Genomic DNA, 15,659 nt, shown 5'->3' with positions numbered 1-15,659 from the left:
AAGGCCGACCAGACACAATGATAATGTAGTATTTGCTATGTGACTCTCTACCGCTGTGGGCACTACGACATTGCCAAACTTCAAATACAAGAAAGCCCGACTCGAAAGAGCCGGGCTTTTTTACGTCTGCAGAAAAGTAAAAATACATTCCAGATATTATTCGCACAGTCTAGCACCACCGTAGCGTGGGTTGAGTATCACGAAACCCGCGGATAAAACACAACACAGAGCTCAAACTCTTTGTAGTAATACTAATACGCAATAATACTTAATCATTTAGCCTAGCCATCAACACGTTTTTCCACCCTCAAATAGATCACTTAATTAAGCGAATTGCTATTACAGTACAAGCAAGTCTCTTAACTTAACTAATCTATTAAGATGTATAAAAATAATAGCTTATAGTTCAGACTATTTTGATCCACACTCTTTAACTTTGACTATAGTTATACCTCATAATAATTATTCTGCAGAATTATAAAATGTCGTTACTTTTTAATATTCAGCGCTTTTTTATCTAGGTTGCTGAGTGTCTATGCGAAATAAAATATTTCAGATAATCGTTTTAATCGTGAGCCTACACCATTTACCGGCTAAATCGGATGAGTTTGATTTTTCAGGCTACGCACGTGTTATTGGTGGTTATTTAGATGAAAAAGATGTCGAATATAGAGGCTACGATGACAGTCTTAACTTTTCACCATCAAGTTTAATAGGTCTTCAAGCTGAGTATCAGTTTAATACAAACTGGTCAGTGACAGCACAAGGGTTATTTAGATCCGATAGCACAACGGTATCTGGTGAGAGTGGACTTGAATGGCTGTATTTAACTTATACGCCCACAACAAAGCTACAGATAAAAATCGGTAAGCTGCGAACCCCATTTTTTACAATGAGCGACTTCTCTGATGTAGGGTTTGCATACCCATGGATCAATCCGCCACAACAAGTATACGACACGTACTTATTTAAAACATTTAATGGTATTGATGCTATTTACAAATTTGGCTCAGATGACTTTGATATCAGTATTGAAGGGTACTATGGAGAAGAGTCGGGAAGTATTGGCATAGGCCCTTTTAAAACAGGTTTTGAGGTGGATAATTTAGTGGGTGTGATAGGGAAGTTGAATATTGAAAATATAGAATTTAGGGCTTCAAGGTATAACGGTAACATAGCGTTAGATCTTAAATCGATTAACCAACTACAAGATGTTTTAGAGAATTTTAATTTTAGCCAAAGTGCAGCATCGCTGAAAACGCAGGGCAGTGCGCATGCAGATCAATTTGGTGTTATTTATGATAATTTAGATTATTTTTTTAGAGGTGAATGGGTAAAGATTAAAACACAGTTAGATATAATTCCGATTATACAGAGCTATTACTTAACCGTAGGCTATAACGATGCACCTTTTACTTATCATTTAACCTTTGCAGACAGCGATGTAGAAATTAATGCCAATCAGAATGAAATCCCTATTGGTGCTAATGTAGAGCTTGATCAGCTGGCACAGGCTTATAACAGCGTGTTTGCAGAGTCTGCGCCCGACTCACTAAAAACATGGACACTCGGTATACGATGGGATGTGCTACCTAATCTGGCATTAAAGGCGGAAGTATCTGCTTTAGAGGGCGATGAGGTTAGTAATTCTTTTTTTGTGATCCCTGAGGATGTTAGCTTTAATAGAAAAACGAATCTTTACCTTATTGGCTTAGATTGGGTATTTTGATGATGTACTCTAAGTTAACTTACGTGATTAGACATATAATACTGCTGTGTATTTTTACTTGGTCATTATTGTTTATTAGCGTACAAGCCTACGCGGATAATAGCCACACCACTAAAGTGATCATTGTTGTTAATACGGCCAATAAAAACTTAGCTTTGAGTAAGCAGCAAATTCGCCATATTTATATGGGCGGCGCGATGAGTCGTCAATTTAAAGCAGTAAATTTACCCGCCGGAAACCCGTTACGAATCGACTTTAATACGAAATTGGTTGGTTTAACCGAATCGAGAATTCAGGCTTATTGGGCTCAGATGAGATTTACAGGGCGTAGCAAGCCACCTGTAGAATTTAGCTCGACTAAAGAAATTATTGCGTATTTATTGAAAGAAGAAAATGCAGTTGCTTATTTACCTGCTGATACAAAAATTCCGGACGAGCTAACTGTTGTAACGCTAACGCCTTAATTTATGGTTAACTAGTAGCGCTGACTTATTTTAAAATTAGCGCTTTAAATGCCTCTTTTGCTTGGGCTTTAGCTGCTGGAATGTGTGCTATGGCTACAGGCTTTGCAAAATAATACCCTTGCATTTCATCACTGCCATTTTTAATTAGGTAGTTAGCCTGGCAGGCTGTTTCTATACCCTCACTACATACTTTTAAACCTAGGCGTTTACTTAAATCGAGTATGGCCTTTAATACTGCCGCATCCTTTTCTGAGCTGTCAAATTGATTAACGAACATACGGTCAATTTTGATGGTATCGATATCTATTTTTGTAAGGTAGCTTAGCGATGAATAACCCGTTCCAAAATCATCAAGGGCTATAGACCCACCCATTTGTTTTATTTGGTTAAAGAATTCATTGGAGTTTTCAAAATTATCGAGATAGCTTGATTCGGTTATTTCAAACTGGATATTTGCAATGTCGACGTTGTATTTAACCAATTTATTTTTTACAACATCAATAAAGTGATTATCTTTAAGATCATGGCTCGATAGGTTTAAAGAAACGAGTACATGGTTACCTATAGTTTGCTTTAGTGTGGGTAAATCTTGAAATACCCTGGAGACAACCCACTGCGTGATTGCTTTTATTTTACCTGCTTGCTCTGCAATGGGTATAAATTCGCCTGGTGAAATGAAGCCAAGCTCTTCACTTTGCCATCTAATAAGGGCTTCAAGGCCATTAGCCTCACCATTGGCAGCTATTTTTAACTGATACACAACTTCAAACTCATTTTGCGCAATTGCATGACTAATTAAATTAGCCACTTGAGCCATTCGCTTGCTGTTTTCTAACATTTTTCTATGGAAAACAGTGTACGACCCTTTACCTTTTTCTTTTGAGGCATACATTGCGATGTCTGCATTACTAATTAACGTATTAATATCAAACTCGGCCTCTTTAGCGTGGGCAATACCAATACTTACCCCAGTAGGTATATCCCACTGGTTAATAGTAAAAGGCGTTTGCATTGAGCTGATAATTTGCTCCGCGATATTAATAACGTCGGTGTAATTATTTATATTACGCAGCATTATTAAAAACTCATCACCCCCTAAGCGTGCAATAACATCGTTTTCGCGTAAGTGCTTTTTAATATTACTAGCGACCGCCTTTAAAAGTAGGTCGCCCGTTTCATGGCCAAGTGTATCGTTAACACCTTTAAAGCTATCTACGTCAAAAAACATAATTGCTATATCTTGATGATTATTTTTACAGCGCGTTAATTCTTCTTTTAGTAAGCCCATAATAAACATGCGATTAGGTAAGCCAGTTAATATATCGAAGTTAGCTAAGTGCTCCATTGATTGCTTTTGCTTTAATAGTTGTGCGGTGTTTTTTTGATTAGTGAGCACTTGGGCATTAATAGTGTTAAGTAAGTTATTAATATCTTTGCCAAGTTGCGATACTTCGTCGTTGCCTGAGCCCTGGTATTGGAGTTGATAGTTAGTTGTTTTTTCTACTTTTTGTGTGAATTTAGAAAGTTTTAATAGCGGGCTTAATAAATGTTGGTATATCCAAAAAGAGATGAGGATGGTGATCACGATACTAAAAATAACGATAGGGGCTGCACTATAAAATAAGCTCGCTTTGCTTTCATTGAGGGGCTTATTAAAATCCTGAACAATTAATAGGTAGCCTATAGGGAGCTGCTCCTCACCAATTGTTTTTAAGGCAACTAAGCCTTGGTTAGTAACACTGACGGTACGGGGCAAACTTTGTGGTTTGATCCCTTGTAACTGTGGAGAAAAATCCTCGAACTTTAAGTAATTAGGGTGCACGTAGGACTGTATTAGCTGCCAATTACTATCAAATACATTTACAAACTTTATGTGCTCGTACCTATCTAACCCCAAAAGCTCAGTTGTAATAGAAAATAAATCTATCTCTTGCGACATAACACGTAACAAATTATCTGAAATATTTGATGACATAGCATCGAGGTTTTCTTCAACTGATTGGCGGTATAAATCCTCGTGCTCATTAATAGCTAAATAAAAAACAAAGCTAGCGCTTAGTACAATTAAACAAGTCGTAATAATAATAAATTTGTTACGAATACTATGAAACATTTAGCCAAATCCCTTCTTACTGTCATGCTCTTTCACTAAAAGAGTTATTACTTATTGTTGTTATTTATTAATAGAAGGCTTACGCGTAGCGCTGATGTTACTTACTAAATTTGTAAGTAAAAGAATGTGTTTAAATTCATAGAGTAACTATAGCTGGTTATTTTATTTTAGGCAGACTTACTTTGTTGCAATTTCATTCTTGGCTTAATAAGTGACCTGTGTAAGACTAATGCGGTTATTTATTAAATCAGGTGACATGAATGTCGAATATAAAAGCTTGGAAACTTATGAGCCTGTTTTGTTTGTTTGCAGTGCTTATGGGTTGTCAATCTAAAGAAGAGCAACTACAACAAACAATTCAAGAGTCTATTAAAAAGGCAGATGTTGAGCTTGCACAGCTTGGTACCGCGCTTGATAATGGAACTATACGTAATGCTGTATTGCTTAAAGAATATGGCAAACTCCTTAAACAGCAACAGCCAGAACTTAGTCAGGTTGTTGATGTAATTACCCTTGATGCTACAAGGCAGGGTGCCCTTTACAGTGGTTTAACACAACGACTTAAAGATATTAAAGGCACTTATTTAATCCCTCCTTACGAAGATACGCTACACAGTATTGATTTACTGCGTGAGGCGGCTAAGCCTACGCTGTTTTCTGATGCGTTAACTGACCCGATTAATATGCTAGCGGATATGTCTAAGGGCAGCCTTGCGCGCGTTGGTGCTATTAGTAAAGAAGCGGAGGGCGCAGGCGAGGGTAATCAATTGGTGGGCAACCCTAATTACGGTAACTGGCAAACTAATAGTAATGGTATTAGCTTTTGGCAGTGGTATGGCATGTACCGTATTTTAGGCGATGTATTTGACCGTGTTGAATACGGACGTTGGAGCAGCCGCCGTAAATATAGCTATTACAACGATTACGGCCGCTATCGTTACTCAAGCCCTAAACAAATTAAAACGCAAAGTGCTTTAGAAACGCGTACGCGTCAATCGTACCAACGCCAAGGCAAACAGTTTACTAGCCCTTATGCGAGCAAAAAAACGGGTGCCTCGGGTTTAAGCCGCAGTAGTTATACACCGCCTAAAAGCCGCAGTAGTTACTCGCGTTCGAGTAGTTATAGCAACAGCTCTGGATCGGTACGCAATAGCGGTAGCAGAACCTCTCGTGGCGTGAGCCGTGGTAAGTAAAGAATAAGTTGGAGTTAGAAATATGTACGAATTTAATGGAATAACTACGTGGTCGCTACAAGCTTTGGCGATTGATTTTGCAATTATCGTGTTGTTATTTGTAAGCCTAAAATACATTAAGGGCTGGGTTTCAAACCTTCATGCAAATGACGAAATAACAGAACGCGATAACTTTGCTTTTGGTATTAGCTTTGCGGCAGGCTTAGTTGCACTTGCCATTGTATTAACGGGTGTGAGTAGTGGCGCCTTTGCTGCGTCGTTACAACAAGAAGCCCTGCAAATGCTAGGCTATGGTGTATTAGCCATTGTACTGATTAAATTAGGCCACTTTTTTCAAGATAAGGTCGCGCTTCGCAAAGTCAGCCTGCACGACGAAATTGTAAAAGGTAACGTAACGGCCTCTATTATCGACTTTGGTCATGTAGTGAGTGTGGCTATTGTGATTCGCTCTGCACTTTTATGGGTAGCAACAGAGGGTTGGCACGGGCTGCCTATCGTTATTGCTGCCTTTATTATTGGCAGTGTTGCACTACTGCTTGTAAGCCAATACCGCGTACAATTATTTAAGCGTACCAATAAAAGCGGTGATTGTTTACAACAAGCCATTATTGATGGCAATTTAGCTGTAGGTATACGCTACGCAGGCTTTTTAGTAGGAAGTGCCTTAGCTATTACTGCGGCATCAGGTATTGCACCGTATGCGGCCGATAACATTAATGCTAGCCTGCTTTATTGGGCTATTAGCGCGATTGTAAGTTTAGTGGCATTCATCATTTTGCATTTAATCACCATCAAAATAATTTTATCAGGTTGTGATATTTCAGATGAAGTTAACCGTCAGAAAAATGTAGGTGTAGGTGCTATTTCTGCTGCAGTGTCGTTTGCTGTCGGTATTACTATGGCTACCTTACTAGGCGCATAATCAGTGTCATCAACTACAACTAGCCCAAGTAAATCACGTTTACTTGGGCACGATATTTTACTAATAACTGTTATGGCCGTACTCGCTGGGTGCGGCCTTATTTATGAATACTTACTTTCGCATTACGCAGGGCGGGTACTGGGCTCTGTAGAGAGTGCTATCTATGCCATGATTGGCACAATGATAGTTGCCATGGGCTTAGGCGCATTTTTAGCCCGTTGGTTTAAAGATGCCTTTACCGCCTTTGCTTGGCTTGAAAGTATTATTGCCCTGGTTGGCATGGGCTGTATTTTGGCAATAGCCGGTGTAATTGCTGTAAGTTATTCACTTCCTCATTTGTTTTCTAGTATTTTTAATTTACCTCCAGATGTTGTGCTCAATGGCTATGTATTTCAAAAGCTGCAAGAGTGGTCACGCTTTTTACCTTATGTGTTTGGTTTAGTACTGGGTTTATTTATTGGTATGGAAATACCGCTTATTGCACGTATTCGCCAACATGTGTACGGGCGTTTTTTAGAAAACAATGCAGGCACTATTTATGGTGCCGATTATATTGGCGCGGGTATTGGTGCGGCTATTTGGGTAAGCATTATGCTGGCGATGCCTATAATGCAAGCTGCAGCGTGGACAGCTCTTTTTAATATACTGGCAGGGCTCGCCTTTTTATGGCGCTACCATGCTCATGTGCGCTTTGCTAAGGCACTTCTAGTTTGCCATATAGTGTTACTGGCACTGTTTGGGTTTATTTTAGTGATGGGAAGTAGCTGGATGAACAGCTTAAGTAATGTACTTTATAAAGATAAAGTTATTTACTCACAAGCAACTAAATACCAGCATGTAGTATTAACCGAGCGCTTAAGTAAAAACCAGCCAGCGCCTATTACCGACTTGTATTTGAATGGGCGTTTACAGTTCTCGAGTATTGATGAGCAAATATATCATTCAATGCTGGTGTATCCGGCAATGCTCGCATCAAACCGGCACGATAGCGTATTAATTATTGGTGGTGGCGACGGGCTTGCCCTTAGAGATGTTTTAAAGTGGCCAGTGAACGACGTAACGTTAATTGATTTAGATGCACAGCTGCTTAATTTATTTGGCCATAAAGACGGTGATTTTACAGCGCCTGAGTCTATAAGTAAGCGGTTATTAGCGCTAAATAAGCAATCGATGTTAGACCCGCGCGCCAATATTATTGTGGGAGATGCGTTTTTAGAGGTTGAAAGGCTCCTTGATCAAGGTAAGCAATTTGACACTATTTTAATTGACTTACCGGACCCTAATCATCCCGATTTAAACAAAATGTACAGCGACTATTTTTATAACCATGTACGTCAATTGTTAGCTCCCGATGGCGCAATGGCTGTGCAGTCTACCTCGCCTTATCATGCCAAAAAAGCATTTTTAAGTATTGCTAAAACGGTAAAAGCGGCGGGTTTTGATTATGTTGAGCAGTACCAGCAAAATATTCCTTCGTTTGGGCAATGGGGGTGGACAATAGCCACTAAAATGGGTCAACCAGCCAGTGGGCGAATTAAAAATATAAGCGCTATGCCGGTGCCATCAAGGTGGGTAAGTAAAGAATATTTATTAGCCAGCTTTGTATTTCCTAACCAGTATTTTGAACAAGTTAAAAGTATTGAGGTCAATAGGTTAGGTTCGGGCCAGCTATATGATTACTACCGTAATGCGTGGCAGATAGAAAGCGAATTGTATAAAAATTAATAAAACATGGTTGACATAATATGTCGGCCGTGCGAATCTTAACTCAGACATAATATGTCAAACAGCAAAAAGGCAGAGACATGGAATTAAATGAACTTTCAATAAAATTAGCTTCTTTTGAAACAGAAGGCGCTAACTTTGAGTCTTTCTTGATTGCCAACCCTGGTGAGCAAGATGTTTTACAAGTCATAGTTGATGGAAACGATGAGCTTCCAATTTTTGTTACGCAAACACAAGAGCAGTTGTTATGTATTAGCTACTTGTTTGGCGAAGATGAAGTAAAAAGTGAATTACGCAACGAGTTAAACGAAACACTACTACGTTTAAACGTGCCAATTCCACTGAGTGCATTTGCTAAAATCGATAACAAATACGCGATTTTTGGTGCACTGTCGGTAAATTCATCATTAGATGATATTACCCACGAACTAGTGACACTAGCTGACAACGCTATTGACGCACTAGAAGCCGTGACCTTGTATTTAAACGATTAGTAACTAGTTAGTGGAGTTAAGATTATGAGTATATTAAAAAAATTATTTACAGCAGTACGTGGCGGCGCGCGTGAAGCGGGCGAAGCAATTGTAGATGCAAACGGCATTCGTATTTTTGAACAAGAAATAGCAGATGCGCAAAATGCACTTAATCGTGCTAAAAAGAGCCTTACAGAAGTAATGGCTAAAGAAATGCAAACTAAGCGTAAAATTAGCGCAGTTGATGCATCAATTGCTGAGCACGAAGCATATGCAGGCCAAGCACTTGAAAAAGGTAACGAAGCCTTAGCATTAGAAATTGCCGAAAAAATTGGCGACTTTGAAGCTGAAAAAGCTGAAAACGAGCAAGTATTAGCAGGTTTTAGCAATCATATTGTAGCGCTTAAACAACAAGTTAAAGACGCTGAAAAGTCGATTAAAGAAAATCAACGTCAGCTTACTATGGTTAAAACCACAGAAAGCGTACAGCAAGCTACTATGGCTGTTAACAGCACGCTTAATACTAATAGCTCGTCTATGACATCGGCTCGTCAGTCGCTTGAGCGTATTAAACAGCGCCAGCAAGATCGTAGTGACCAGTTAGGCGCTGCTAAGCAACTTGAGTCAGATACAAATGGCGACGATTTAAAAGCAAAAATGGCTGAAGCCGGTATTGGCGATACAAGCCCAAAAAGTGCTGATATTTTAGCGCGCATTAAAGCCAAGCAAAACGGCTAATAGTTCGTACATTTATAATAAAAGGTAATTAAGCGTGGCTTAGTTACCTTTTTTGCTTAAGGGATGCCTCATTATGTTTAATTTTTTCAAATCTAAAAAAGAGCCAGAACGTCAGCTTAACCATGCAAGTGAGCTTAAAAAAGGTGACATGTTTAGCGTTATCGATTCATTTGCATATCCGTCGTGGTTAAAAGGGCAAACGCTGCGTGTTATTGATATTCAAACCTATCAATATCAGCACAGTAGTGATACTGAGTTTGTGCTTGAGACGAACAGCGGACAGGTGGTATTTTTACAAATTGAGCAAGATGATGGCGAGCAGTGGGCTAATTTTTCAATCAAAATTCAGCGTGACGACGTAGAGCAAATATTTGGGCTAGACGAATTTGCACGTATTTTTGATGAAGAGTCGTTAACCCATATACAGGTGCAAAATACGCCAGAGCAGTTTATGCAATTTTTAGCTAAAAGCTATCAGCAAGGTGAATCGCCTTATGTGTGCTATTTCCATAACAAAGATTTTCGTGGCCAGTCATTACCGCGCTATGAGCAAGAGGGTGGCGAACCTTGTGAAATGATTTGCTTAGCATCGCCAGACGAAGGGCATGGCTTAAATATTGAAATATGGGATGGCGGTGAGACCGAAGTGTCACTAACGCTAACACGCCCAATTACCGATATAGTCGACTTGTTTCCAGGAGATGCGAAGTGAGTGATGCTAAAGACAAGTGGTTACGTCAAGAGCAAGCCGTGCGTGCCACACAAATGGCATTTGATTTAAGCAGCGAAGTACAAAAGTCGATAAAAAAGCAGGCCATTGACCAAGAGCTTACGCCCTCAGATATGATCCGTAAAATTTTAGGCTTAGATGTGAAATCTAAAAAAACACGTCAGCGCCTATCGTTTAATTTAAACGATGATGAAATAGCCCAACTAGCAACGCGGTTTAATGTCCAAAGTGATGATAAGCGAGCCGTAAAGCAACAAGTAGCAGAGTTATTAATTGCTCATACTAAAAACACTAAGTAGTTAATTTAGATTTATATGAATATTATTTTAATTGCTTACTTAATTATTTTTGCTTTATTTGGCACAGCTGCAAGTTACTTTGTGCGATTTATTTATGCGTACTGGGTAAAAAAAGAAATGCCAATGAAATACATTGTTAAAGCAGGAATTAGTGTGGTGCTGGTGGTGGTTATTTCAGCGTTAATACCTTTTATAGGTTAACGCTGAAATTGGCGTTTGCGCTATTTTATATCAAATGCCTGGCATTGCTGATTAATACACAGGGTTTGTACCTCAAGTACCGGTGAGCAATCGGTTAAACCTTGCGCTTTGTTTTGCGCTTTTTGTTGTTGTGTAATTTTTTGGGCAACTTCTTCGGCGTGCTCTTGAGAGGTATTAAGCGTTGAATACACAACATACTTACTTGGCCCACCACATGCTCGTGCACCTAATTCGAGTACCTTACATTGAAAGCTCGCGGTGCAACTATTATCACTAACAATGTTATTAAGATCGTAGTTCAAGTCAGACAAATTCTGATTTTGCTCAGTACTTGATGATGTGCTTGCACAGCCGCTAAGTAATAGCATAGCGCTGGTGGCAACACTCACAATTGATAATTTAATTGCTGATGGTAAACAACTCATAACCTTGTCCTTAAAATACACTTACCGCTGAACCTTCAAGTTTAACACATTTATTTTCAACACACTGCGTGCTTGGCGAAGTTAAATGTTGGCACGTGCTCATCATTTCATTTTGTGTGTTGTAGGCTTTTTCAAGCGTTGTTATTTGCTTTGCAAGCGAACTGACTTGCCCCTCTTTAGCTGATTTTGTTGAGTAAACAACATAATCACTTGGTCCGCCGCAAGCTATGCTGCCTACAGGCATAACCTTACATTGTGCAGAGGTATCGCACTGTGTATTGGCAATTAACGTATTAAGCTCGCTTTTTGCGGCTTTAATGTCGTTAAGTGATACTTCTTTTAAAGCGGTTTTTATGGGTTGTGATGCATCAGTAGGGGTTTTGTGCTTGTTTTCACTGCTGGTTTGTTGAGGTACTTCTTTATGCGGTACTTCTTTAAGCTCGTTCACCGAGTTAGTTGGTGCATCTTGCGATGTTGTTTCGAGGCATGCAGTTAAACAAAGTGGTAAAAGTAGGGCTAACAGTGGAGTACGCATAACAAACCTTGATAGTGATGAATTATTCATCACTATCATACACGGTGCATTTTTAACGGCAATAAAAACTATATTATCAAGTAATTAAAGCCGTTTTAGATTTACCTTTATAAACCGCCTTGGGTAAGTTTAGTGGGGTTAAGCAGTGTTTCTAATTCACTGCGTGGAAGGTCGGTTTCTTGCTCTGCGACATCAATAATTGGGCGGGCTTCTTTGTAGGCTTGCTTAGCTATTTTGGCTGCTTTTTCGTAACCGATCACCGGATTAAGCGCAGTCACTAAAATAGGATTTTTGGCCAGTGCTTTATCAATATTGGGCTGGTTTACTTTAAAACTCGCAATGGCTTTATCTGCCAATGCTTGGGCGCTATTAGCAAGTAGCTCAATGCTTTGTAAAATATTGTGCGCAATAACAGGTAGCATTACGTTTAGCTCAAAATTACCCGCTTGGCCTGCCACAGTGATGGTTGCATCGTTACCTATAACTTGAGCGCTTACCATGGCTGCCGCTTCTGGGATCACCGGGTTTACTTTACCCGGCATAATCGACGAGCCTGGTTGCAGTGCTTCAAGCTCTATTTCGCCAAGCCCGGCAAGTGGGCCTGAGTTCATCCAGCGTAAGTCATTGGCTATTTTCATTTGTGCTACAGCGAGTACTTTTAACTGACCTGAGAGCGCTACAATGGCATCTTGCGAGCCAATATTGTAAAAAAAGTTACTGCTTGGCTTAAAGCTTATGCCCACATTTGCGCTTAAGTTTTTAGCAAACTTTGAGGCAAATTCGCCATCAGCATTAATGCCCGTGCCAACAGCTGTCCCGCCTTGGGCAAGCTCACATACTCGCTCTAAGCTATGGCGAATACCGGAGGCTGCATTATTTACTTGTGATTGCCAGGCGCTTAGCGTTTGCTCAAACGTAACGGGCATGGCATCCATTAAATGCGTACGGCCAGTTTTAACTATTTTGCCAACGTCTGCCTTTTTTTGCTCTAAACTCTGCGATAGTTTTTCAAGAGATGGCAGTAATTCATAAACCACGTTAATAGCACTACTTAGTGCAATGGCTGTAGGCACTACATCGTTAGAGCTTTGCCCCATATTTACATCATCGTTGGGGTGAACTGGCTCATTACCAATGCGGGTTGCAAGCGTTGCGATAACTTCATTAGCGTTCATGTTCGAGCTGGTGCCTGAGCCAGTTTGGAAAATATCAACCGGGAAGTGCTCGTAATGCTCGCCATCAATAATTTGTTGGCATGCTTGCTCAATAGCGTTGGCTTTACTTTTACTTAAGTGATTTAGCTCAAAGTTACTTTGTGCTGCAGCTTGCTTAATGTATGCAAGCGCTGTTACAAACTGTTTTGGCATAGTTAAACCGCTAATAGCAAAGTTGTTAACTGCACGCTGGGTTTGCGCTTGGTATAGCGCATCACTAGGGACCTGTAATTCACCCATGCTGTCGGATTCGGTTCTAAAATTGCTCATAAGTCGCTCCTTAAAAAGGGTTAAATTCGTGACTGAGTACGCGAGCTTCGCGCTCAAGTTTTAAAAATTTTTCAGTATCGTTATGTGCATAGTAAAAGCGTTTTAATGCCAATAAGGGTTTATATAATTGCTCAAGGCACTGCTTACGAATGGCATTGTGTATTAGAGGGTCGCACATTTTATTGATAATTTCATGGTGAGTGCGTAATAAATATAACTCTTGTAGTAAGGGGTTACGCTGTTTTTCAAAGCTTTTAGCAACGTTTAAAGCGGTTTCTATGTAGTGAGCTACCACCATAGGCGCATGTAAGCCCGGGCGTAAGCAGTTACAAGCAAGTTCATGATGATAAGGCTGTAATGCCTGAAAGGGAGACATAAAAAAACCGATTTAAGTTAACGATAATAGTTATCATTACATTTAATCGGTTTCAGTGTAAACAGTTATTATAAAAATTATTTGCAGCGTTTAATTGAGTATCAATTATAGCCAAGAATGAATATTTGGTCTGTTTCATGTTTTTTTAGCGCCTGTTGATTTTGGTTACAGTGAGAAAGTAAGTCGATTACAGTGGCTCTACTATCACAGGTGCTACTTGGTTTTTCGGTGCTTTTTTCTGTCACTGAGACCACAGCGTCTACAGCGGTGTAAGGGGGAGTATGCATAATTTTATCCTCGTATTTAATATTGGTAATACACCCTACTTAGGGTTGATTTAATTAAAGCATAATACATACCATCGCCTTATTTTTATTTTAGTGCCATGAATTAACTCACTTTTATAAATTATCTATAAAACTTTAATTGTTCAGTGCCATTTTTTTGCGTTAATGTTGTGCAATAAGTTTCAATATTGGTGCAGGTCATGATCAAACCTTTCTCACAAGCGTGTGAAAACAATAAGGGTCCTATTTTAGAAGTGCTTAAAACGGCTTTTAATAAGACAAAATCGGTACTCGAAGTAGGCTCGGGTACGGGGCAGCATAGTGTGTTTTTTGCTGAGCAATTACCGCATTTACAGTGGTATGCAAGTGATCGCCATATTAACCATGAGGGCATAAATTTATGGCATAAGGAGGCAAATTTAACTAATTTACACGGCCCTCTTGAGCTTGATTTAAATTATGCATGGCCGGTAAATAATGTAGATGCCATTTACACAGCAAATACGTTTCATATTGTAAGTTGGCAGTTGGTTGAGCAATTTTTTAAAGGGGTTACAACACACTTAGTAAGCCAAGGTGTAGTGTGTATTTATGGCCCTTTCAAATACCAAGGGCAGTTTACAAGTGCAAGTAATGAAGAGTTCGATCGCTTTTTAACACAGCGTGACCCATTTAGCGGTATTCGTGATTTTGAGGCCATAGAGCAATTAGCAAGGCATGCTGGCCTTACACTCATAAGTGATACAGCTATGCCAGCGAACAATCAGTTATTGGTTTTTAAACGGCAGTAAATCAGCGCACTGCGTTTTATAAATTGTCATATGCTGGCGTTCTCGCTTTAGGTAGTCGTTTATTGCTGCTCTGAAGTCGGGTTCAACAATATAGTGGCTAGAGTAGGTAAAAACAGGCTCAAACCCACGAGGTATTTTATGCTCACCTTGAGCGCCTGAGTGAAAGCAATGTAAGTTATGCTTAATCGCAAATTCAATCCCTTGGTAGTAACACAGCTCAAAATGAAGGGAGTCAATTTCTTCGCTAGCGCCCCAATAGCGGCCATACAAGGTGTTTTTACCTTGCAAGCTTAGCGTTGCTGCCACTATTTTGTTGTCTTTTTTGGCGAGCATAACAATTAGCTGATCGCCCATTAGCGCCTGTAATAAAGTAAAAAACTCAATATTTAAATACCCTAAATGCCCAGAACGTTTTAAATAAGTACGCTGATAAAACTCACAAAATAGCTGCATTGTTTCAGGGCTTAGGTGCGAGCCTTGCAGCCATTCAATGGTAATATTTTGCTGTGCTATTTTAGCTCGCTCTTTTTTTAGCGTTTTTCGTTTGCGTGCGGTGAGTGTATTTAAAAAATCGTCAAAGGTTTTAAAGCCTTTATTAAACCATTGAAACTGCACGCCTACGCGCTGCATTATATCGTCAGTACACAGGGCTTGAACTTGAACCTTTGGGCAAAAGTTAACATGCCAGCCAGACCAACCTTGCTCCACACTGGTTAAATTTAATTGCTTTTTTATGTACTCGTATACGCTTTGTGTATTCGTATGTGCAATGGCAATACGCTGGCCTTCAATAGGGCTAAAAGGTACACCGCTTAGCCATTTAGGGTAATAGGCTAATCCGTGTTGCTCGTAGGCTTCTGCCCATGCCCAATCAAAAACATACTCTCCGTAAGAGTGGCTTTTTAAATACCCAGGAGCGAGTGCGACTAGTTTATCAGCTTCATAAACAGCTAAGTGCTGAGGCTGCCAGCCTGTCTCTTTGTTCACACACTGGCTTTGCTCTAATGCATATAAAAATGCATGGCGGGTAAAAGGTTCATTACCGAATAAACGAGTCCATTCGTGTACGTCTATCTGGTTAATATCACTAAACCATTGGTGGGTAAAAGTGGCCATTACTGCTTACCTTGGGCTGCTTTATAGTGGGTGGTGGCGTTTTAAACTAAGTTAACAC

Annotated in this window: 18 protein-coding genes; 11 read left to right on the top strand and 7 right to left on the bottom strand. The window is 39.8% G+C overall.

The window, feature by feature from the left end; all coding sequences use genetic code 11:
- Nucleotides 1-535: 535 nt before the first annotated feature.
- Both PSH41_RS17955 and PSH41_RS17950 read left to right on the top strand, forming a co-directional pair.
- A complete protein-coding gene (locus PSH41_RS17955) occupies nt 536-1,729 on the top strand; it encodes a hypothetical protein (protein WP_273589776.1) in 1,194 nt (397 codons plus the stop codon).
- The gene (locus PSH41_RS17950; protein WP_054983735.1) at nt 1,729-2,193 is read left to right on the top strand and encodes a hypothetical protein; all 465 of its coding nucleotides are present in this window, start codon (nt 1,729-1,731) and stop codon (nt 2,191-2,193) included. The genes PSH41_RS17955 and PSH41_RS17950 overlap by 1 nt, the downstream gene beginning before the upstream one ends.
- Nucleotides 2,194-2,218: 25 nt before the next feature.
- Here the strand turns inward: PSH41_RS17950 and PSH41_RS17945 are convergent, their stop codons facing one another.
- On the bottom strand, nt 2,219-4,306 hold the full coding sequence (locus PSH41_RS17945) for a putative bifunctional diguanylate cyclase/phosphodiesterase (protein WP_273589775.1): 2,088 nt from the start codon (nt 4,304-4,306) through the stop codon (nt 2,219-2,221).
- A 260-nt stretch (nt 4,307-4,566) separates the two neighbouring features.
- On the opposite strand from PSH41_RS17945, the gene PSH41_RS17940 reads away from it, so the two are divergent.
- From PSH41_RS17940 to PSH41_RS17905, 8 genes are all read left to right on the top strand, one after another.
- Nucleotides 4,567-5,499, top strand: a complete 933-nt coding sequence (locus PSH41_RS17940; protein ID WP_004589136.1) for a hypothetical protein — start codon at nt 4,567-4,569, stop codon at nt 5,497-5,499.
- A 22-nt stretch (nt 5,500-5,521) separates the two neighbouring features.
- Complete coding sequence (locus PSH41_RS17935) at nt 5,522-6,421, top strand: DUF350 domain-containing protein (protein ID WP_004589137.1); 900 nt, start codon at nt 5,522-5,524, stop codon at nt 6,419-6,421.
- Between the two features lie 3 nt (nt 6,422-6,424).
- The gene (locus PSH41_RS17930) at nt 6,425-8,146 is read left to right on the top strand and encodes a polyamine aminopropyltransferase (protein WP_138580014.1); all 1,722 of its coding nucleotides are present in this window, start codon (nt 6,425-6,427) and stop codon (nt 8,144-8,146) included.
- 80 nt (nt 8,147-8,226) lie between these two features.
- Nucleotides 8,227-8,640, top strand: coding sequence for a YjfI family protein (locus PSH41_RS17925; protein WP_004589139.1), 414 nt, complete (start codon nt 8,227-8,229; stop codon nt 8,638-8,640).
- Nucleotides 8,641-8,664: 24 nt separating this feature from the next.
- Nucleotides 8,665-9,357, top strand: a complete 693-nt coding sequence (locus PSH41_RS17920; RefSeq protein ID WP_029772224.1) for a PspA/IM30 family protein — start codon at nt 8,665-8,667, stop codon at nt 9,355-9,357.
- Between the two features lie 73 nt (nt 9,358-9,430).
- Nucleotides 9,431-10,069 carry a DUF4178 domain-containing protein gene (locus tag PSH41_RS17915; protein WP_273589773.1) on the top strand — a complete coding sequence of 213 codons (639 nt, stop codon included), beginning with the start codon at nt 9,431-9,433 and terminating at the stop codon, nt 10,067-10,069.
- The gene (locus tag PSH41_RS17910) at nt 10,066-10,386 is read left to right on the top strand and encodes a hypothetical protein (protein WP_004589142.1); all 321 of its coding nucleotides are present in this window, start codon (nt 10,066-10,068) and stop codon (nt 10,384-10,386) included. The genes PSH41_RS17915 and PSH41_RS17910 overlap by 4 nt, the downstream gene beginning before the upstream one ends.
- A 15-nt stretch (nt 10,387-10,401) precedes the next feature.
- On the top strand, nt 10,402-10,587 hold the full coding sequence (locus tag PSH41_RS17905; RefSeq protein WP_024032117.1) for a hypothetical protein: 186 nt from the start codon (nt 10,402-10,404) through the stop codon (nt 10,585-10,587).
- A 20-nt stretch (nt 10,588-10,607) separates the two neighbouring features.
- Here the strand turns inward: PSH41_RS17905 and PSH41_RS17900 are convergent, their stop codons facing one another.
- The 5 genes from PSH41_RS17900 to PSH41_RS17880 form a co-directional block, all read right to left on the bottom strand.
- The gene (locus PSH41_RS17900; RefSeq protein ID WP_273589772.1) at nt 10,608-11,012 is read right to left on the bottom strand and encodes a hypothetical protein; all 405 of its coding nucleotides are present in this window, start codon (nt 11,010-11,012) and stop codon (nt 10,608-10,610) included.
- A 10-nt stretch (nt 11,013-11,022) separates the two neighbouring features.
- Nucleotides 11,023-11,547, bottom strand: coding sequence for a hypothetical protein (locus PSH41_RS17895; RefSeq protein WP_273589771.1), 525 nt, complete (start codon nt 11,545-11,547; stop codon nt 11,023-11,025).
- 107 nt (nt 11,548-11,654) lie between these two features.
- Nucleotides 11,655-13,031, bottom strand: coding sequence for a class II fumarate hydratase (locus PSH41_RS17890; RefSeq protein WP_248452126.1), 1,377 nt, complete (start codon nt 13,029-13,031; stop codon nt 11,655-11,657).
- Between the two features lie 10 nt (nt 13,032-13,041).
- Nucleotides 13,042-13,407, bottom strand: coding sequence for a hypothetical protein (locus PSH41_RS17885; RefSeq protein ID WP_004589147.1), 366 nt, complete (start codon nt 13,405-13,407; stop codon nt 13,042-13,044).
- Between the two features lie 101 nt (nt 13,408-13,508).
- Nucleotides 13,509-13,694: a hypothetical protein gene (locus PSH41_RS17880; protein ID WP_004589148.1), complete on the bottom strand. Its 186-nt coding sequence runs from the start codon at nt 13,692-13,694 to the stop codon at nt 13,509-13,511.
- Between the two features lie 200 nt (nt 13,695-13,894).
- On the opposite strand from PSH41_RS17880, the gene PSH41_RS17875 reads away from it, so the two are divergent.
- Complete coding sequence (locus PSH41_RS17875; RefSeq protein ID WP_273589770.1) at nt 13,895-14,485, top strand: DUF938 domain-containing protein; 591 nt, start codon at nt 13,895-13,897, stop codon at nt 14,483-14,485.
- Here PSH41_RS17875 and PSH41_RS17870 read toward each other — a convergent pair.
- On the bottom strand, nt 14,462-15,601 hold the full coding sequence (locus PSH41_RS17870; RefSeq protein ID WP_273589769.1) for a GNAT family N-acetyltransferase: 1,140 nt from the start codon (nt 15,599-15,601) through the stop codon (nt 14,462-14,464). The genes PSH41_RS17875 and PSH41_RS17870 overlap by 24 nt on opposite strands.
- Nucleotides 15,602-15,659 lie beyond the last annotated feature (58 nt).

The sequence above is a fragment of the Pseudoalteromonas sp. CST2 genome, from assembly GCF_028599385.1.
Lineage (GTDB): Bacteria > Pseudomonadota > Gammaproteobacteria > Enterobacterales > Alteromonadaceae > Pseudoalteromonas > Pseudoalteromonas atlantica.
Note: the sequence above shows the minus strand (reverse complement) of the source record. Positions and strands in the feature narration are given on the sequence as shown.

What these genes read in the sequence shown, in the direction of transcription:
- PSH41_RS17955 (WP_273589776.1), top strand. Translation starts at nt 536, where the DNA reads ATGCGAAATAAAATATTTCAGATAATCGTTTTAATCGTGAGCCTACAC.
- PSH41_RS17950 (WP_054983735.1), top strand. Translation starts at nt 1,729, where the DNA reads ATGATGTACTCTAAGTTAACTTACGTGATTAGACATATAATACTGCTG.
- PSH41_RS17945 (WP_273589775.1), bottom strand. Translation starts at nt 4,306, where the DNA reads ATGTTTCATAGTATTCGTAACAAATTTATTATTATTACGACTTGTTTA.
- PSH41_RS17940 (WP_004589136.1), top strand. Translation starts at nt 4,567, where the DNA reads ATGTCGAATATAAAAGCTTGGAAACTTATGAGCCTGTTTTGTTTGTTT.
- PSH41_RS17935 (WP_004589137.1), top strand. Translation starts at nt 5,522, where the DNA reads ATGTACGAATTTAATGGAATAACTACGTGGTCGCTACAAGCTTTGGCG.
- PSH41_RS17925 (WP_004589139.1), top strand. Translation starts at nt 8,227, where the DNA reads ATGGAATTAAATGAACTTTCAATAAAATTAGCTTCTTTTGAAACAGAA.
- PSH41_RS17920 (WP_029772224.1), top strand. Translation starts at nt 8,665, where the DNA reads ATGAGTATATTAAAAAAATTATTTACAGCAGTACGTGGCGGCGCGCGT.
- PSH41_RS17915 (WP_273589773.1), top strand. Translation starts at nt 9,431, where the DNA reads ATGTTTAATTTTTTCAAATCTAAAAAAGAGCCAGAACGTCAGCTTAAC.
- PSH41_RS17905 (WP_024032117.1), top strand. Translation starts at nt 10,402, where the DNA reads ATGAATATTATTTTAATTGCTTACTTAATTATTTTTGCTTTATTTGGC.
- PSH41_RS17900 (WP_273589772.1), bottom strand. Translation starts at nt 11,012, where the DNA reads ATGAGTTGTTTACCATCAGCAATTAAATTATCAATTGTGAGTGTTGCC.
- PSH41_RS17895 (WP_273589771.1), bottom strand. Translation starts at nt 11,547, where the DNA reads ATGCGTACTCCACTGTTAGCCCTACTTTTACCACTTTGTTTAACTGCA.
- PSH41_RS17890 (WP_248452126.1), bottom strand. Translation starts at nt 13,031, where the DNA reads ATGAGCAATTTTAGAACCGAATCCGACAGCATGGGTGAATTACAGGTC.
- PSH41_RS17885 (WP_004589147.1), bottom strand. Translation starts at nt 13,407, where the DNA reads ATGTCTCCCTTTCAGGCATTACAGCCTTATCATCATGAACTTGCTTGT.
- PSH41_RS17880 (WP_004589148.1), bottom strand. Translation starts at nt 13,694, where the DNA reads ATGCATACTCCCCCTTACACCGCTGTAGACGCTGTGGTCTCAGTGACA.
- PSH41_RS17875 (WP_273589770.1), top strand. Translation starts at nt 13,895, where the DNA reads ATGATCAAACCTTTCTCACAAGCGTGTGAAAACAATAAGGGTCCTATT.
- PSH41_RS17870 (WP_273589769.1), bottom strand. Translation starts at nt 15,601, where the DNA reads ATGGCCACTTTTACCCACCAATGGTTTAGTGATATTAACCAGATAGAC.